The 16,442-nt window shown below is 71.3% G+C and carries 18 protein-coding genes; 11 read left to right on the top strand and 7 right to left on the bottom strand.

The window, feature by feature from the left end; all coding sequences use genetic code 11:
• Nucleotides 1-92 precede the first annotated feature (92 nt).
• Both ISU07_RS07140 and ISU07_RS07135 read left to right on the top strand, forming a co-directional pair.
• The gene (locus ISU07_RS07140) at nucleotides 93-1,493 is read left to right on the top strand and encodes an exonuclease/endonuclease/phosphatase family protein (RefSeq protein ID WP_194706062.1); all 1,401 of its coding nucleotides are present in this window, start codon (nucleotides 93-95) and stop codon (nucleotides 1,491-1,493) included.
• Nucleotides 1,494-1,534: 41 nt separating this feature from the next.
• Nucleotides 1,535-2,728, top strand: a complete 1,194-nt coding sequence (locus ISU07_RS07135; protein ID WP_194706061.1) for an acyl-CoA dehydrogenase family protein — start codon at nucleotides 1,535-1,537, stop codon at nucleotides 2,726-2,728.
• 7 nt (nucleotides 2,729-2,735) lie between these two features.
• Here ISU07_RS07135 and ISU07_RS07130 read toward each other — a convergent pair whose 3' ends face one another.
• Nucleotides 2,736-3,287, bottom strand: a complete 552-nt coding sequence (locus tag ISU07_RS07130) for a DUF6174 domain-containing protein (RefSeq protein ID WP_194706060.1) — start codon at nucleotides 3,285-3,287, stop codon at nucleotides 2,736-2,738.
• Between the two features lie 60 nt (nucleotides 3,288-3,347).
• Here ISU07_RS07130 and ISU07_RS07125 point away from each other — a divergent pair, with 60 nt between their 5' ends.
• On the top strand, nucleotides 3,348-3,548 hold the full coding sequence (locus ISU07_RS07125) for a DUF5302 family protein (protein WP_194706059.1): 201 nt from the start codon (nucleotides 3,348-3,350) through the stop codon (nucleotides 3,546-3,548).
• A gap of 39 nt (nucleotides 3,549-3,587) precedes the next feature.
• Here ISU07_RS07125 and ISU07_RS07120 read toward each other — a convergent pair whose 3' ends face one another.
• Together ISU07_RS07120 and ISU07_RS07115 are read right to left on the bottom strand one after the other, a co-directional pair.
• A complete protein-coding gene (locus ISU07_RS07120) occupies nucleotides 3,588-4,244 on the bottom strand; it encodes a hypothetical protein (protein ID WP_194706058.1) in 657 nt (218 codons plus the stop codon).
• Between the two features lie 451 nt (nucleotides 4,245-4,695).
• The gene (locus ISU07_RS07115) at nucleotides 4,696-5,133 is read right to left on the bottom strand and encodes a VOC family protein (RefSeq protein ID WP_194706057.1); all 438 of its coding nucleotides are present in this window, start codon (nucleotides 5,131-5,133) and stop codon (nucleotides 4,696-4,698) included.
• A gap of 82 nt (nucleotides 5,134-5,215) precedes the next feature.
• Here ISU07_RS07115 and ISU07_RS07110 point away from each other — a divergent pair, with 82 nt between their 5' ends.
• Nucleotides 5,216-5,746 carry a MaoC family dehydratase gene (locus ISU07_RS07110; protein ID WP_194706056.1) on the top strand — a complete coding sequence of 177 codons (531 nt, stop codon included), beginning with the start codon at nucleotides 5,216-5,218 and terminating at the stop codon, nucleotides 5,744-5,746.
• On the opposite strand, the gene ISU07_RS07105 is transcribed toward ISU07_RS07110, so the two are convergent.
• Both ISU07_RS07105 and ISU07_RS07100 read right to left on the bottom strand, forming a co-directional pair.
• Nucleotides 5,743-6,594, bottom strand: a complete 852-nt coding sequence (locus tag ISU07_RS07105) for an NAD(P)-dependent oxidoreductase (protein WP_194706055.1) — start codon at nucleotides 6,592-6,594, stop codon at nucleotides 5,743-5,745. The genes ISU07_RS07110 and ISU07_RS07105 overlap by 4 nt on opposite strands.
• A 4-nt stretch (nucleotides 6,595-6,598) precedes the next feature.
• Complete coding sequence (locus ISU07_RS07100; RefSeq protein WP_323742475.1) at nucleotides 6,599-7,762, bottom strand: MFS transporter; 1,164 nt, start codon at nucleotides 7,760-7,762, stop codon at nucleotides 6,599-6,601.
• Between the two features lie 82 nt (nucleotides 7,763-7,844).
• On the opposite strand from ISU07_RS07100, the gene ISU07_RS07095 reads away from it, so the two are divergent.
• The 5 genes from ISU07_RS07095 to ISU07_RS07075 are packed head-to-tail and all read left to right on the top strand — an operon-like array spanning nucleotide 7,845 to nucleotide 12,572.
• Nucleotides 7,845-9,806: a CASTOR/POLLUX-related putative ion channel gene (locus ISU07_RS07095; RefSeq protein WP_194706053.1), complete on the top strand. Its 1,962-nt coding sequence runs from the start codon at nucleotides 7,845-7,847 to the stop codon at nucleotides 9,804-9,806.
• Complete coding sequence (locus tag ISU07_RS07090) at nucleotides 9,803-10,384, top strand: histidine phosphatase family protein (protein WP_194706052.1); 582 nt, start codon at nucleotides 9,803-9,805, stop codon at nucleotides 10,382-10,384. The genes ISU07_RS07095 and ISU07_RS07090 overlap by 4 nt, the downstream gene beginning before the upstream one ends.
• Before the next feature lie 43 nt (nucleotides 10,385-10,427).
• On the top strand, nucleotides 10,428-11,084 hold the full coding sequence (locus ISU07_RS07085; RefSeq protein WP_194706051.1) for a DUF6758 family protein: 657 nt from the start codon (nucleotides 10,428-10,430) through the stop codon (nucleotides 11,082-11,084).
• 25 nt (nucleotides 11,085-11,109) lie between these two features.
• Entirely contained in the window at nucleotides 11,110-11,958 is an 849-nt protein-coding gene (locus ISU07_RS07080; protein WP_194706050.1) for a PHP domain-containing protein, read from the top strand.
• Entirely contained in the window at nucleotides 11,955-12,572 is a 618-nt protein-coding gene (locus ISU07_RS07075; RefSeq protein WP_194706049.1) for a MarC family protein, read from the top strand. The genes ISU07_RS07080 and ISU07_RS07075 overlap by 4 nt, the downstream gene beginning before the upstream one ends.
• 115 nt (nucleotides 12,573-12,687) lie before the next feature.
• Here the strand turns inward: ISU07_RS07075 and ISU07_RS07070 are convergent, their stop codons facing one another.
• Nucleotides 12,688-13,440: an SDR family NAD(P)-dependent oxidoreductase gene (locus tag ISU07_RS07070; protein ID WP_194706048.1), complete on the bottom strand. Its 753-nt coding sequence runs from the start codon at nucleotides 13,438-13,440 to the stop codon at nucleotides 12,688-12,690.
• Between the two features lie 61 nt (nucleotides 13,441-13,501).
• Here ISU07_RS07070 and ISU07_RS07065 point away from each other — a divergent pair, with 61 nt between their 5' ends.
• On the top strand, nucleotides 13,502-14,320 hold the full coding sequence (locus ISU07_RS07065) for a ParA family protein (RefSeq protein WP_194706047.1): 819 nt from the start codon (nucleotides 13,502-13,504) through the stop codon (nucleotides 14,318-14,320).
• On the top strand, nucleotides 14,317-15,018 hold the full coding sequence (locus ISU07_RS07060; protein WP_194706046.1) for a L,D-transpeptidase: 702 nt from the start codon (nucleotides 14,317-14,319) through the stop codon (nucleotides 15,016-15,018). Before ISU07_RS07065 ends, ISU07_RS07060 begins: the two co-directional genes overlap by 4 nt.
• Here ISU07_RS07060 and ISU07_RS07055 read toward each other — a convergent pair.
• Nucleotides 15,008-16,432 (bottom strand): nucleoside hydrolase, encoded by a 1,425-nt coding sequence (locus ISU07_RS07055; RefSeq protein WP_194706045.1) that lies wholly within the window; start codon nucleotides 16,430-16,432, stop codon nucleotides 15,008-15,010. The genes ISU07_RS07060 and ISU07_RS07055 overlap by 11 nt on opposite strands.
• Nucleotides 16,433-16,442: the final 10 nt, after the last annotated feature.

Raw genomic sequence — 16,442 nt, 5'->3', positions numbered from 1 at the left:
TGCATTGCGTGTGACTGATGTGACTGGTGGGATTAGCCCACCAGTAGCTCGAATGGCCGCAGAATCCCCTGTCAGACAGGAAGTTCTTCCCCGTGCTCGACCACTTCCGCAGCCCTCGTCTCGCCCTCGGCGTGGCCGTCCTCGCGACCGCACTCGCCGGCACCAGCGTCGCCGCGCCGTCGATGGCGAAGGAGGCCACGGCGGCGCGCACGGTCGCGCCGATGTCGGCGCCGCTCCCGCCCCCCGCGCCCGGCGTCGTCCGGATCACCCAGGCCAACCTGCTCTCCGGCCAGCCGGCGCTGAACTTCCAGGCCGACGCGGCCACGGTGCTCAGCAACCAGCCCGACTTCATCACCTACAACGAGGTGCCCTACCGCTTCGACGTGTTCCTGGCGCCCCCCGGCTACGCGATCTGGCGGACCCCCGGCCAGTACACCGGCGAGACCCCCGTGGCCTGGCGCACCGACAAGTGGACGGCGATCAACCAGGGGACGACCACGGTCAGCTACAAGGAGGGCAAGCTCCCCGGCCAGAAGGTCGAGTGGGGCATCCGCTACGCCAACTGGGTGACCCTTCAGGGCATCGACGGCCACGTCATCTCGATCATCTCCGCGCACCTGGCCCCCGACAGCGAGATCACCCACGGCCTGCAAGAGGTCGGCATCAACAACCTGGGCGCGCTGGCCAACACGCTGTCCCAGTACGGCCCGGTGCTGATGGCGGGCGACATGAACTTCCACTACAACGGCCCGCTGCAGTACCCGCGGACGCTGCTGACGTCGTACGGCTTCACCCCCACCTATGACGTGACCGGGACGCACTTCCCGACCGGCGACCACCGCGGCGCCACGATCGACTACATCTTCCTGAAGACCGCCGCGCAGTTCAGCGTGCTGGGCCAGTACAACCAGGAGCTGTACTCCGACCACGACGCCGTCACCGCTGACCTGGCCTTCACCGACGCGCCGATCGAGGTGCCGGTGAGCTTCACGCCCGGCGACTTCACCAACCAGCCCGGCGGCACCCGTGACGCGCGTCGCGCGGTCCTCGACCTGATGGTGAAGGCCGTCGACAACACGGCCGAGGGCGCCTCGATCCACCTGACGACGGCCAAGCTCGGCGACAAGCCGCTGTACCGGTCTCTGCGCGCGGCGATCGACCGCGGGGTGCACGTCCAGTTCCTCACCCGCCGCCCGAACCCCACGCAGCAGGAGCTCAACCTGATGAACGTGCTCGGCAGCAAGGTCTGGAAGAAGGACTGGGCCGTCGGCTGCGACGAGGAGTGCCAGGCGATCGACCGGCGCGGCAACCTCCCGCAGACCCGGCTGCTGGTGAGCCAGTCCGGCGTGACCGCGGCCATCCGGATGGACGTCGACCAGCCGGCCGTGTTCTCGACGGCGCACTCGCTGACCAACGCCAAGGTGTGGACCAGCCAGGCGACGTACGACGGCGCCTTCCGCCGGTTCTTCCTGCTGGTCGGGCGGGAGATCTAGGTCATAGCCCGCTCGGGCGTTGCTGGATAGCGTCCGGCCTCATGGCGCGCCTGTGTGAGACCGACGGACTGACCGACGACCAGACCGAGATCCTCAAGGCGGTCCGGCAGTTCGTCGAGAAGGAGATCCTGCCGGTCGCGACCGAGCTCGAGCACCGGGACGAGTACCCGACCGACATCGTCGAGGGGCTCAAGGAGCTCGGACTGTTCGGGCTGATGATCCCCGAGGAGTACGGCGGGCTGGGCGAGTCGCTGCTGACCTACGCGCTGGCCGTCGAGGAGATCGCGCGCGGCTGGATGAGCGTCAGCGGGATCATCAACACCCACTTCATCGTGGCCTACATGCTGCTCCAGCACGGCACGGAGGAGCAGAAGCAGTCCTACCTGCCGCGGATGGCGACCGGCGAGGTGCGTGGCGCGTTCTCGATGTCCGAGCCGGGGTGCGGCTCCGACGTGGCGGCCATCAAGACCAAGGCCGTCCGCGGTGACGACGGTTCCTACGAGATCACCGGCCAGAAGATGTGGCTGACCAACGGCGGCTCGGCCAACCTGGTCGCCGTACTCGTGAAGACGGACGAAGGCGCGGACTCGGTCTACAAGAACATGACGACCTTCCTGGTGGAGAAGGAGGCCGGGTTCGGCGAGACCGCCCAGGGCGTCACCATCCCCGGGAAGATCGACAAGATGGGCTACAAGGGCGTCGACACCACCGAGATGGTGTTCGAGGGCCACCGGATCGCGGCGTCGCAGGTCCTCGGCGGCGAGCCCGGCCAGGGCTTCTACCAGATGATGGACGGCGTCGAGGTCGGCCGCGTCAACGTCGCCGCCCGCGGGTGCGGCGTGGCCAACCGGGCCTTCGAGCTCGGCGTCGCCTACGCCCAGCAGCGCGAGACCTTCGGCAAGAAGATCGCCGAGCACCAGGCGGTGCTGTTCCGGCTGGCCGAGATGGCCACGAAGGTCGAGGCCGCGCACCAGATGATGGTCCGCGCGGCGCGGAAGAAGGACTCCGGCGCCCGCAACGACCTCGAGGCAGGGATGGCCAAGTACCTGGCGTCCGAGTACTGCTCGCAGGTCGTCGAGGACTCCTTCCGCATCCACGGCGGGTACGGGTTCAGCAAGGAGTACGAGATCGAGCGGCTCTACCGCGAGGCGCCCATGCTCCTGATCGGGGAGGGTACGGCGGACATCCAGCGGATGATCATCGGCCGCCGGCTGCTGGAGGACTACAAGCTCTGAGGACCGGTCAGGCCGTCTGGACGTCGGAGATCACCCAGGTGACCTCCTCGTCGGCGACCATCTTGTCCTGGTCGATGAAGACGCTGGTCGGGTACAGCTGGCCGGCGGGCCAGTCGACCTCGATCTGAGCAGCCTTGCTGTCGTTGCCGCGGTCGATGATGTCCTGGATCGAGAGCATCAGGTACCTGGCTTGCGGGACCTCGTCACCGACCTCGTGGCCCTCGCCGGGCGTCGCGTACCTGACCTCGGTGGCCTCGCCCCCGACCACGGTGACCTGGTACTTCTGGTCGACGAAGGCGCAGAAGCAGCGCTGCTGGAGCGTGTAGGAGTAGTCGGTGTACGGGAAGTCCGGCAGGCTCCCCGGCTTCGGCTCCTCGGTCGGGCCGGACGGCGAGGGTGTCGCCCTGGTGCTCGGTGCGTCGGCCGCCGGGTCGGTGGCCACGTCGCCGGCGTCACCGCCGCACGCCGAGAGGGTGATCGCCGCGAGGGCGGCGATGACGGCCAGGGGAGCCCGAACGGCGCGGCGCGAGGTCATGGCGGTGTGACGCGTGGGGCGCACCCTCGGTTCCGCCCCGTAAGGTGGAAGCGCCGTACAGTCCGCCACGTTCGAGGAGGAACGATGCCCGCGTCCCGCGACGAGTCAGGTGCCAACGAGGACATCAAGGCCAAGATGCGCGAGGCGCTCGAGCGCAAGAAGCAGGGCGGGTCGAAGGGCAAGGGCGGCGACAACCCCCTGCGCGAGAAGGCCCACGGCTCCGAGGTCACCGGCGGCGCCGCCCCCAAGATGCACCGTCGCAAGGCCGGTGGCGGGGGGTCCTGAGGCCTGGCGTTTGGTCCCAAACGCCATCTGGACGGGGGATCAGGCTGGCGTTTGTGACCAATGGCGTGATGTGTTCCACCTGTTCTGCAGGCGGATCCGTCCGGCCGCGGTGAGGCAGGACTGGTTCAAGTACGTCGTCCACGCCTGGATCCGCTGTGGATCGTGTGGTCGTCCAAGGATCCGGTCGAGCTCCTGCAGGGTGACCGCAGGGTGCCGGACGAGATCCGACGCAGTGAAGCCTCGGCGCACACGGCCGACCTCAGCCAGTCGCCTGGAACGACGCAGGTCTCGAGCGCGTTGGCCGGACTCACTGTGGACCGCGCCGTCGTACTCGTGCAGGTCGCCCGTGGCGAGGACCACGAGGTCGGCGCGCGCGACGAAGGCGCCCTGGTCGTCGAGGATGACCACCTGAGGCTCCACCGCTACGTCGGCCACGTCGTGGAAGACACGCAGGATCGTCTCCCACGCCGACTCCGAGCGGCGATCGCACCGTGCCAGGGCCTCGCGGAGCCGGCGCGAGCCGGCCTTGCCCGAGTGAGCCAGCTCCGCGAGCTCGGCCATGTCGACGTCGCCGAGCCGGAGCGCGGAGTCGATCATGGGGACGAGGTCGAGGATGGCCAGGTCGCGTGCTGCCCGGAGGAGAACCGCCCCAGGCGCATCCACCGGCAGGCCGCTCAGGGTGAGGCCTTCGGCCACCGATCGGAGCCTCGAACAGATCATCCCCGCTCGACGCGGGCGGGTGGCTGCGGTCGTGGCGGCGAACACCGGGACCTCGTCGGGCAGCTGGGGCAGCCACCAGCCGTACAGCCACGCCGCCGTCACGTGGGTGAAGACGGCGTCGGGTGGGAGGACCAGCAGCCAGGCCGCGAGGTCTCGAAGTCGCTCCTCCCTGGCTGCCAAGCCCATCTTGCGGACCATCAGACCGTGGCTGACCCGACGGTCGGAGGGTGATCGGTAGCGGCCGCGTCGCGGCTCCAGCGTGTTCTGCATCCCCGATGCCTGCCCGATGCCGAGCCGCCCAATCCGGTGACTTCGGAGGCTGTGGACAGCCGCCTGAATCACCCGCGTCCAGCCGCCGTTGGGCAGAAACGCCAGCCTGAAGCGCCCGTTCGTTGGCGTTTGGGACCAAACGCCACCCCACCCCGCCTCACACCACGCAGAACTCGTTACCTTCCGGGTCGGCCATGGTGATGTGGTCGAGGTGGTCGTCCTGCATGGAGCGGTAGGCGACGGAACCGCCGGCTTCGACGAGGAGGGCGGCGAACTCCTCGATGCGCTCGGTGCGCTTGTCGGCGTCGAGGTGCCGGCCGCCGCTGACCTGGAGGTCGATGTGGAGGCGGTTCTTGGCGGTCTTCGGCTCAGGGACCTTCAGGAAGCTGATCTTGGGCAGCACGCCGTGGGGGTCCTGGAGGGACGCGCCGTCGCCCCACTCCTCCTCGGGCACGCCGAAGTGCTCGAGCCACGCCTCCCAGGTGACCCAGCCCTCGGGCGGTGGGGAGTCCTGGTAGCCCAGCGCCACGGTCCAGAAGCGCGCCATCGCCTCGGCGTCGTGGCAGTCGAACGTGAGGCTCCAGCGAGTCGTCATCGGTCCTCCGGAGGTCGGCGGTGCGGTCGGCGGTGAGTTTTCCCACGTTCCCACGCCGCGCCCCCACCGGCACGATGGCGGCATGCAGTTCGGACGCAGCTACGAGGAGTTCGAGGTCGGGGCGACCTACCAGCACTGGCCGGGCAAGACGGTGACCGAGTACGACGACCACCTGTTCTGCCTGATCACCATGAACCACCACCCGCTCCACCTGGACAGCCACTACGCCGGGGAGACCACGCAGTTCGGCAAGAACGTCGTGGTCGGCAACTACGTGTACTCGCTGGTGCTCGGCATGTCGGTGCCCGACATCTCGGGCAAGGCGATCGCCAACCTCGAGGTGGAGTCGCTGCGGCACGTGGCGCCGACCTTCCACGGCGACACGATCTACGCCGAGTCGCGGGTGCTCGACAAGCGCGAGTCGACCTCCAAGGACGACCGCGGCGTCGTGCACGTCGAGACCATCGGCTACAACCAGGACGGCACCGTCGTCTGCATCTTCCGGCGCAAGGTGATGGTGCCCAAGCAGAGCTACCTCGACGCGCGCGGTGGCGAGCAGCCCGGCCGCCCGACGCCGGTGCCCGACAAGAACTGGCCGGGCCCGCAGGACTAGAAGACCGTGCGCACGGCGGCCATGTCGTGGTCGCCGTGCCCGCCGCGCTCGGCGTCCTCGTACAGCCCCAGCAGCGCGCGCAGCAGGTCGTCGCGGAACCCGGTGCCCTCGACCGCCGAGACCATCAGCTCGACGTCCTTGACCACGCCCTCGACCGAGAACGCCGGCGGGTCGTAGGCACCCGACACCATGAGGCCGCTCTTCACGTGGGCGTACGGCGTGTCGACCGGGCCGCCGCCGATCGCCTCGAGGAACAGCGCGGGGTCGAGCCCGAGAGCCGCGGCCATGGCGTTCGCCTGGCCGATGGCCGCGCAGATCGAGGCGACCCACGAGTTGCAGACGAGCTTGAGGGCGCTGGCCGGGCCGACCTCGTCGCCCACCACCACGGTCCGCGACCCGATGGCCTCCAGGGCCGGCTTCGCCCGCTCCCGGGCGGCCTCGGGGCCGGCCAGCAGCACGACCAGCAGTCCGTCCTCGGCGGGCTTGCGCGTGCCCAGCACCGGAGCGTCCACGAGGCGGTCCGCGACGCCGGGGACCGCTGCAGCGATGCGCCTCATCCCGTCCGGCCCGACGGTGCCGGCCTGCAGCCAGACCGCGTCCGGGCCGAGCGCGCCGGCGATGTCCTCGGCCACGCCGAGCACGGCGGCCTCGTCGAACAGCACGGAGACCACCACGTCGGCGTCCGCGACGGCCTCCCCGGGGGTGTCGTACGCGACTATCCGGTCCGCCACCACGGCGTCGGCCCGGGCCCGGGTGCGGTTCCAGACCGCGACGTCGTGTCCTTCGCGGGCGAGCGAACGGGCCATCGCGGCCCCCATGATCCCGGTCCCCAGCACGGCAGCACGCATGGCGTCAGTCTGCCAACCGGCGGGCGGGGTCGAACGCGGTGGCCAGCGGGAGGAGTCCCAGCACGAGCACCATCGGCACCGCGAAGCCGACGCGCAGCGACCCGGCACCGACGACACCGGTCATCACCGCGCCGAGCAGCGCGCCCACGTAGTTGAACTGGTTGAACCGCGCGATGACCGCGTCGACCCGGGCACGCCGTTCGCCGTCGTCGGACGTGTCCCCGCCCGCCAGCCGCGCCGCCGCGGAGAAGCTGAGTGGCGCGACGACCGCCACCCCGGCGCCCATCACCAGGAAGCCGAGCACGGCGACCGGCCAGGCCGGCGCGAAGACCACGATCGCCAGGCCGAGAGACGCCACCAGCGTTCCGGCGCGCAGCACGCGGACCGCGCCGTGGCGGCGTACCAGGTCGTCCCCCGCCAGCCGGACCGCGCCGCTGGCCAGGAGGTACGGGAAGGTGGCCAGCGCGACCAACCGCGAGGGCGCGTCGACCGCCCGGTCCAGGAACGTCGGTCCCCACGTGAACGCCGCGGTGTCGACCATGTAGAAGAGGACGAGGGCGGCCCCGACCAGCAGGATCGGCCGCCACGGCACGGACACGTCGGCGTCCGGGACACCGGACCGCTCGTGGGGCAGGTACGGCGCGGCGAGGGCCGCGACGGGGACGATCGCCAGCAGCGCCATCCACCGCAGGTCGGCGTCCGCGGTGGCCAGGGTCAGTGCCGAGCCGAGCAGCCCGCCGACGGTCCAGGAGCCGTGGAACGACGGCAGGATCGGCCGGCCGTACCGGTGCTCGAGCGCCACCGCCTGCATGTTCACGCAGGCGTCGATGACGCCGAGGAACACGCCGTACAGGCTGGTGGACACGAAGAACACCGGCGCCGACGGCGCGAGCGTCGCGGCGGTGACCGTGACGGCGGTGCCGGCGAACGCCCAGCGCAGTGGTGCCGACGACCCGGTGCGCGGGGCCAGTCGCTCGGCGGCCAGGGTGCCGACCCCGGCGAGCAGCACGAGCCCGAGCAGGAGCAGCGACAGCTCGATCTCCGAGAGGTCCCACTTGTCGGAGAACTCGGGCAGCCGGGTGGTCAGGCTGATGAAGACGAAGCCCTGGGTGGCGAACCCGCCGGCCACGGCGAGGCGGTTGCGGGCCAATGCTTCCTGGGGCGGCACGGGTCGCATCGTGGCAGATCGTCCGCCGAGAAGGGGCCGGGAAACTGATGCGCCGCGCCCGGCGGTGCGTCACCATGCCCCGGTGGCACGCACAGGACAACAGCTGCGCCGGCGGACGGCGAACGCCGTCGCCCAGGGAGCGTTGAGCAGCAAGACAGGCAAGCCGGCCCGTACCGAGCCCCGGTTCGGGGACCGGCTGAGGTACTGGTTCGACAACTCGATGTCGCGCGGCACCCCCGCCCTCATCGGCTGGCTGACGGTGGCCACGCTGGTGCTGATCTTCGTGTTCGCACTGTTCGCGACCGTGTTCGGGCTGGGTCCGGCCGGGCAGGAGCAGGACTTCTGGGACCGGCTGTTCGGCAACCTGCTGCACGCGCTCGACCCCGGCACGATCGGCGGCGACGTGGGCAGCACCTGGCGGTTCCTGCTCACCATGCTGGTGCTCACGCTGGCCGGGCTCTTCATCGTGAGCGCGCTGATCGGCGTGATCGCGGCGGGCATCGACACCAAGCTCGCCGACCTGCGGCGCGGCCGGTCGCTCGTCCTCGAGGACGGGCACACCGTGATCCTCGGCTGGTCCGACTCGATCTTCACCATCATCTCCGAGCTGACGCTGGCCAACGAGAGCCGGCGCCGGCCCGTGGTCGTCGTCCTGGCGGACAAGGACAAGGTCGAGATGGAGGAGGAGATCCGGGCCAAGGTGCCCGACATGCGTGGCACCCGTGTGGTGTGCCGGTCCGGCTCGCCGATGGACGTCGACGACCTCGCGCTGAGCAGCCACCAGTCGGCACGCTCGGTGATCCTGCTGGCTCCCGACTCCGACGACCCCGACAGCGAGGTCATCAAGACGCTGCTGGCGCTGACCCACAGCAGCTCCGACGGCAGCGGTCCGCGCATCGTCGCCGAGATCCGCAACCCCTCCAACCTCGAGGCCGCCCGGCTCGTCGGCGCCGAGCGGACCGTGCTCCTCGACATCCGTGAGACGGTCGCCAAGCTGGTCGTGCAGACCTCCCGCCAGTCCGGGGCGGCCGCGGTCTACACCGAGCTCTTCGACTTCGAGGGCGACGAGATCTACTTCCTGGAGGACCACGGCCTCGAGGGGTCGACGTACGGCGCCGCGCAGCTCGCCTTCGAGGCCGCGACGGTCATCGGGGTGATCGACCGCGGCGTATCCAAGCTCAACCCGCCGCCCGGCACGCCCATCGACGGACAGACCCTCATCGTGATCGCGGAGGACGACTCGGTGCTGACCGGCCAGACCGCCCCTCTGGTCGAGCCCGACCCCTCGCTGCTCGGCGAGGAGACGGCCACCGACGAGGGGCCGACCCAGGCGCTGCTGCTGGGCTGGAACGAACGCGCCCCGATCATCGTCGCCGAGCTCGACCACTACGCGATGCCGGGCTCGACGCTGACCGTCGTGACGGCGTACGGCGCTCCCGAGATCCCGACCATGACCAACCTGGCCGTCACGGTCGTGCAGGCCTCGACCACCAAGCGCGCCGTGCTCGACGAGCACGTGGTGCCGGGCCTCGACCAGGTGCTGGTGCTCTGCTACTCCGACTACCTGGACACCCAGGCCGCGGACGCGCGGACGCTGGTCACCCTCCTGCACGTGCGCGACATCCTCGGCAAGCTCGACGAGACGACGCCGGTGGTCTCGGAGATGCTCGACGACCGCAACCGGGTGCTGGCCGAGGTCGCGCACGTGGACGACGTGGTGGTCAGCGGTGAGTTCGTGAGCCTGCTGGTCACGCAGCTGTCGGAGGACCAGCGGCTGGAGGCCGTGTTCGGCGAGCTGTTGGCCGCGACCGGTGCGGAGATCTACCTGCGGCCCGCGGAGTGGTACGTGCAGCCGGGCCGCGAGGTCAGCTTCGCGACCGTGGTCGCCGGGGCCGGCCGCCGCGGCGAGACCGCGGTCGGCTACCGGAAGGCCAGCCAGTCCGGCGACGAGGCGGCGACGTTCGGGGTGCGGGTCAACCCGCCCAAGTCCGAGACGCTGGTCGTCGAGCCCGGCGACCGCGTCGTGGTGCTCGCCGAGTCATGAGCGACCCCGACGGCGAGGTGTGGCTGGTCCGGCACGGCGAGACCGAGTGGAGCCGGGACGGCCGGCACACCTCGACGACCGACCTGCCGCTGACGGCCGAGGGCGAGCGGGTGGCGCTGGCGCTGCGGGACCGGTTGGCCGGCGTGTCCTTCGGCCTGGTGCTGACCAGCCCGATGCGCCGCGCGCGGGAGACCGCGTCGCTGGTCGGGCACGGTGACGCCGAGGTGGACCCGGACCTGGGGGAGTGGTCGTACGGCGCGTACGAGGGCCGCACCAGCGCCGAGATCCGCGAGGAGGTACCGGGCTGGACGATCTGGACCGACCCGGTCCCGGGTGGCGAGACCCCGGAGCAGGTCGGCGAGCGGCTGGACCGGGTCGTCGAGCGGCTCCGCGACGCGAGCCGAGGAGAAGGGGACCGCGTTCTCGTGTTCGGGCACGGCCACTCGCTGCGGGCACTGACCGCGCGCTGGCTGGACCTGCCGGTGACCGACGGGCGGCTGTTCCGGCTGGACACGGCGACGCTCTCCAAGCTGGGGTACGAGCGGGAGAACGCCGTGATCCTGGCCTGGAACTCCTGACCCGTCCCTTGACGGGCCCGCTCCGGCTCACGACGGTGGACCCATGTCCCTGGTTGCGGGGTGTCCCCGCTGCCGTGCCGAGGTCGTCCACGACGGCCACACCTCCTGCCCCGTGCACGGGGACGTCCGCACCCTCTGGACGCCCGCAACGGGCGACGACGTCACCTACACCCAGTTCGCCGAGCACCTCGGCGCGGCGGCCGACTTCCCGACGTACCTGCCGTGGCCGATGTCCCCGGGCTGGTCGGTGACCGACTTCGCCGTCGTCGGCGAAGCGGGGACCGACGACTCCCCGGCCCGCGCGTGGGCGACGGTCACCTGCGTCTCGGGCACCAGCGAGCTGGACGGCCCGGTCGACGTGTTCGTGGTGGCGGAGGAGCCGGGCACGGGCCTGGGCTCGCGGTGTGCGGCGATCGACCGCAGCGACCCGGGACGCGAGGTCGGGGACGGGCAGCCGGCGGTCCGGGTACGGATCGGCAGCCAGGCCGTGCCGCTGTGGGCGGTGTCGACGTCGGCGGCCGACGAGCGGTTCGACCGCTCGGTGTTCGCCGGCGAGGCCGACGGGCGCTGGCTGTGGCTCGTGCTGCGTCCGGCGTCCGCGATGCTCTTGCTGCGCGACGACTGGATCCTGCGCGACGTCTCGGCCATCGGGCCGCCGCTGGTGGAGATGGCGTTCGGAGGTCCGCGGCCGGTCTGGTGAGGTTTCGTGGTGAGAGGGTGGGCTGGTGCGCATCGACCTCCACACCCACTCGCGCGCCAGCGACGGCACGCAGAGCCCGGCCGAGATGGTGCGCGCGGCGGCCGACGCGGGCCTGGACGTGGTGGCGCTGACCGACCACGACACCGCGCAGGGCTGGTCCGAGGCCGCAGCCGCGGCCGCCGAGTGCGGCATCGAGCTGGTCACCGGGATCGAGATCAGCACGCGGTTCCAGCACGCAGGTGTGCACCTGCTCGCCTACCTGCCGGACGGCGAGGACCCCTCGCTGCTCCATGCGCTGGACCGGGTGCTCGACGGCCGCAACTCACGGGTGCCGGCCATCCTGGACAAGCTGCGTGAGGTGGGCGTCGACCTGAGCGAGGACGACGTACGCCGGGTGGCCGCGGGCACGCCCGCGACCGGCCGCCCGCACGTCGCCGACGCACTCGTGGCCGCCGGTGTCGTGGCCGACCGGGCCGAGGCGTTCGAGCGGTACCTGAGCCCGGGCCGGCCCGGCTACGCGACGCGGTACGCCGCGAACCTCGAGGACATGGTCCCGCTGGTCGTCGCCGCGGGCGGTGTGCCCGTCATCGCACACCCGTGGGCGCGGACGGCCGGGACCGTGCTGACCGAAGGAGCGTTCGCCTCGCTGCAGGAGCTGGGGCTGGCCGGGATCGAGGTCGACCACCAGGGGCACGACGCCTCACGGAGAGCCCGGCTGCGGGCGATCGCGGGCAACCTGGGGCTCATCGTCACCGGGTCCAGCGACTACCACGGCACGGGCAAGGTCGACCACGACCTGGGGTGCAACACGACCGACCCGGCCGAGTACGGCCGGATCGTCGAGCTGGCGGCGAAGGCACGGGCCGGTCGATGAGCGACCTGCTGGACACCACGCTGCTGACGAGCGCCTTCGTGACGCTGTTCGTGATCATGGACCCCGTCGGTACGGTGCCGATCTTCCTGTCGCTGACCAGCGGGCGGTCCAAGGCGACGGCCCGCCGGGCCGCGTGGCAGGCCGTGGCGGTGTCGTTCGTGGTGATCTCGGCGTTCGCGTTCTTCGGGCAGCGGATCCTCGACTACCTCCACATCTCCCTGCCCGCCCTCCAGGCCGCCGGCGGCCTGCTGCTCCTGCTGGTCGCGCTCGAGCTGCTGACCGGCAACGAGAAGGAGCCCACGGCCCAGGTCGGCACGAACATCGCGATGGTCCCGCTCGGTACGCCGCTGCTGGCCGGCCCCGGCGCGATCGTCGCGACGATGCTCTACTCGCGCCGGGTCCACGACTTCGCCGACTTCACGGCCGTCGCGCTCGCCGTGGTGCTGGTCCACATCTGCATCTGGGTGGCGATGCGCTACTCCCTGCCCATCCTGCGGCTGATCCGCGAGTCCGGCGTCCTGCTCGTCACCCGCATCGCGGGCCTGCTGCTGTCTGCCATCGCGGTCCAGCTGGTCGCCGACGCCGTGCGCGCCTTCATCGCCGGCAAGGGGTGAGCTGGTCCGGCGGTGTCTGGGGTGCCGATAACCGCGCGATCGCAGCCGTATGACAGCTTTTCGTGGCCAAAGTCTGCAGTTCGGCTGCGATCGCGCGATTACCGCGACCCCAGACCTACTTCCTCCCCAGGCTCTGGAACCGCTGGCTGATGCGGGTCGGTACCAGCCGGGTGGCGGTGGTGATGACCTTGTACTGGGCGCCGGGGACTGACAGGGACTTGCCCTTGTCGAAGTCCTTGAGGGCCTCGGAGACGAGGAAGTCGGCGTCGAGCCAGAGGAAGCCGGAGCCGCGGCGTACGTCCATCCGCTCGTGGAACTCGGTCTTGGTGAACCCGGGGCACAGGGTGGTGACGGTGACGCCCTTCGAGCGGTACTCGTTGGCGGCCCAGGCGCCGAAGCTGTTCACGTAGGCCTTGGCGGCCGAGTAGGAGCCTCGGGGGAGGAACGCCGCCACGCTCGACACGTTGATGATGCCGCCGCGGCCGCGGGCCGACATCGCGCGGAGGGCCGCGTGCGACAGGCGCATCACCGCGACGACGAGCACGTCGAGCATCGCCTGCTCCTCTTCGACGTCGTTGTCGCCGAAGCGGCGCTTCAGGCCGAAGCCGGCGTTGTTGACGAGCAGGTCGACCGGGCGCTCGGCGGAGGCGAGCCGTTGCTCGACCGTCGCCAGCTGCGCGCGGTCGACGAGGTCGGCCGACAGCACTTCCACGTCGACCCCGTGCACGGTGCGCAGGTCGGCCGCGAGGGCCTCCAGGCGCTCGGTGTCGCGGGCGACGAGCACCAGGTCGTCGCCCCGGGCGGCGAGCTGGCGGGCGAACTCCAGGCCGATGCCGGCCGTGGCGCCGGTCACGAGAGCGGTAGGCATGCATCGATCGAAGCAGGTTGCTGCCGCGTTTCGCCTCCCGGGTCCGGCATGATGGTCGGCGATGACTTCCCCGACCCCGCAGACCGCTTCGAGGCCCACCACGTTGGCCGTCGCCAACCAGAAGGGTGGCGTCGCCAAGACGACCAGTGTCGCCTCCCTCGGCGCGGCCCTCGCCGAGCTCGGTCACTCGGTGCTCCTCGTCGACCTGGACCCCCAGGCGTGCCTCACGTTCTCGCTCGGCATCGACCCCGAGGACATCGAGATCTCGATCCACCACGTCCTCACCAAGGGCACGCACGCCTCCGAGGTCATCATCGAGACCGACGACGGCGTGGACCTGCTGCCGGCGACCATCGAGCTGGCCCGTGCCGAGGCCGACCTGCTCACCCGAACCGGCCGCGAGCACGTCCTCAAGGCCGCGCTGGCCGACCTCGCCGAGCAGGTCGAGTACGACTGGGTGCTCCTGGACTGCCCGCCCTCGCTCGGCGTGCTCACGGTCGCCGCCCTCACCGCGGCCGACGGCGTGCTGATCCCGCTGCAGTGCGAGACGCTCTCGCACCGTGGCGTCGGGCAGCTGCTGGACACCGTGCACGACGTACGCCGCTTCACCAACCGCGACCTCGAGGTCTGGGGCGTGCTGCCGACGCTGTACGACGGCCGCACCAACCACGCGCGCACCGTGCTGGAGACCATCTCGGACACCTACGAGCTCGACGTCATCGAGCCGCCGATCCCGAAGACCATCAAGTTCGCCGAGGCGCCGGCCGCGGGCCGGTCCATCCTGGCGACGTCGCGCACCAGCAAGGGCGCACGCGCCTATCGGGAGGCCGCGGCCAACCTGGTGGAGCGGAGCCGGCGGGCCTCGGGCAAGCGGCGATGAGCAAGCACCGGCAGACCACGGTCCGGCCGCGGTACGGCCGGCTGGCCAGCGCGGGCGCGTCGGTGGCCGTGACCGCGATCGCGCTCCTCGGTGGCACCGGTGTGCTCCCCATCAGCTCCGGCGGGGCCCCTGCCCAGGCCTCGAACGACTTGTCCGCACAGGCCCGGACGACCGACACGGCACAGCAGCCCCAGGGCGGCACGCCGGGCCAGACGCCGAAGACCAAGGGCACCGGCGTCGGCGCGTCGGCGGACTCCTCCGAGAGCCGAATCGACCCCAAGCTCGAGACCGCGCTGCCGGCCGACTCCGGCACCGGCAAGCGCATCGTCTTCAGCCAGAGCCGCCAGCGCGTGTGGCTGGTGTCCGCCGACCACGACACGGTCGTGCGCACCTACCAGGTCTCGGGCAGCACCTACGACAACCTGCACCCCGGCACGTTCAACGTGTACTCGAAGTCCGAGGACGCCTGGGGCGTCGACGACTCGGGCAGCATGAAGTACTTCGTGCGGTTCACCCAGGGCGACTCCGGGGCCGCCATCGGCTTCCACGACATCCCGGTCAAGGACGGTCGGCTCATCCAGACCGAGGCCCAGCTGGGCACGCCGATGAGCCACGGCTGCATCCGTCAGCGCCGGGCCGACGCGATCGCGTTGTGGAACTTCGCGCCGCTCGGTACGCCCGTCGTCGTCACTGCGTGAGGCCGAGGTCGGGACCACCCCGCAGCAACGAGTAGTCCTCGAGCTCCTCGGTGACCGCGAACAGGTCCTCGATCGTCGCGTCGGGCCGCACCTGCTCGAAGACGGTCTCGATCACCGCCCAGACGTCGGCTCCGTCGACCCCTGGTACCGCCGCCAGCAGGTCTCCCTCGGCGGCCCGGATCGCATCCGTCGTCGCCCAGAGCCGCGTCATGGCGTCGGTGAGCCCCGGGGGCGTCTCCCGGTGGCGGAGGTCGGCCTCCAGGCCGGCGACGGCGTCGACGGTGCCGGAGATGAACGCCGCGGCCTGGGCGTGCACGTCGGCGTCGGCGAGCGCCTCGAACGACGCCTGTGCCTGGGCCTCGGCACGCCGTAGGCCGGCGGACAGCGCCGTCAGGTAGCCGAGCTCCTCCGACGTCAGCGGTGGGATCGGCGGCAGGCTGCCGCCGTTCAGCACCCGGCGGAACTCGTGGTCGAACGCCGCCGGGTCAGCGGCCACCGCGACGTCGACGGGCGACCCGTCGTCGCGGGCCAGGGTCGCGCCGTCGGCGTCGACGACGAGGCGCCGCCTCTCGACCGTGACCGTCTCCGGTCTCATCGTGGCGACCGCGGCGAGCTCGTCCCACATGAAGGCCCCGTCGAAGAAGGTCTGCGCCGACATCCGCTGGTACTCGGCCACACCGGCGGGCGTCTCGAGCAGGCCGAGGCGCAGCAGCTCGGTGCGACCGAACGGGACGTCGTTGGTGGCGTCGAGGGGCACGAGCAGGACCGGCACGCCGGATCCCAGGACGATCCGGGCCGCCTCCGGGTCGATGTACAGGTTCCACTCGGCGCTCGGGGCGTCCGGCACGTTCCCCGCGACGTCGACCGCGCCGCCCATGACCACGATGCGCTCGATCGTCGAGGCCAGCTCGGGGTGGGCCGCCAGGGTCACGGCGATGTTCGTCAGGGGTCCGACGGCCACCACGGTCACCGGGCGACCGGCTCGCTCGAGCACGTCCGGGAGCATCGCCTCGGCGTCGACGACCGGACCCTGCCCGAGGCGCTGCACGGGGATCCGCGGCAGCGCGTTGGCCGCCCTCCGCCACTCGTCGGGCCAGTCCCGGTGACCGCTCAGCGGCCGGTCCCGCCCGCAGCCGACGGGCACGTCGGGCCGGCCCGCGATGGCCAGCAGCTGGCGGGTGTTCCGGGTGCCCGGGGCGCAGTCCGCCTCGCCGGTGCCCGGCAGCGTGACGGCGAGCAGGTCCACGCCGGGGTCGGAGGCGAGGTACAGCAGCGCCCCGATGTCGGACGGGGTCGTGCTGTAGTCGAGCACGACCGGCACGGTGGCCGGCTGCTCCACGAGCGGGGAAGCGTCCTCACAGGCGGTGAGCGCGGCGACCAGCAAGGTCGCCGCGACCACCTTCGACAGGCTCATGCAGAGACTG

It is taken from the genome of Nocardioides islandensis (assembly GCF_015352455.1).
Taxonomy (GTDB): domain Bacteria; phylum Actinomycetota; class Actinomycetes; order Propionibacteriales; family Nocardioidaceae; genus Nocardioides; species Nocardioides islandensis.
This window is presented reverse-complemented; position numbering and strand designations above follow the sequence as displayed.